We start from the raw sequence: 532 nt of genomic DNA, 5'->3' as shown, positions 1-532 counted from the left end.
ATGTATTTACAACAATAAATTCATAATGTACTGTTCACCAATTGGACCCATTTTTCTAACCCCTGTATCTTGAAATCCAACTGTTAAATACAGTTGTTGAGCAGGTTTATTTTTCTGATTTACAGCTAAAACAATTTCATTACAGTTAGGGAACTCGACAGTAACAAAACTTCTTAGCAATAACATAGATTGCTTCGCATAGCCTTTTCCTTGTTCAGCATGGTTAATTGATAGTGCTGTTAGTAACATAGCCTGCGGATTATCTGAATAATCTTTTACTCTGTCAGTTGAGTGTAATAAAAAGAAGCCCACTGGTACCTTATGATTCAGTATAACAATCCGATACTGACCTTCTCTTATCTCTTTATAATTACTTGGTAACGATGTAAATTGACTTTGCTCTTTAGGCAGTTCAAAGGAATTCAAAACATCCATATATTCATCTGTAAAATGGCCCAATTCTAAATAATCGGTTTTTTTCATTTATTATTCCTCCTCTATTCTTATATTATAATAAGAGCTAATGTTCGCA

Annotated in this window: 1 protein-coding gene; it reads right to left on the bottom strand. The window is 32.5% G+C overall.

From position 1 onward, the window contains the following. Positions 1–6 precede the first annotated feature (6 nt). Positions 7–483: a GNAT family N-acetyltransferase gene (locus RYX56_RS21150; RefSeq protein ID WP_317123963.1), complete on the bottom strand. Its 477-nt coding sequence runs from the start codon at positions 481–483 to the stop codon at positions 7–9. Positions 484–532: the final 49 nt, after the last annotated feature.

Source organism: Alkalihalophilus lindianensis (assembly GCF_032843265.1).
Taxonomy (GTDB): domain Bacteria; phylum Bacillota; class Bacilli; order Bacillales; family Bacillaceae_D; genus Alkalihalophilus; species Alkalihalophilus lindianensis.
The sequence above is the reverse complement of the archived record's forward strand: the minus strand, read 5'-3'. Positions and strand labels throughout refer to the sequence as shown.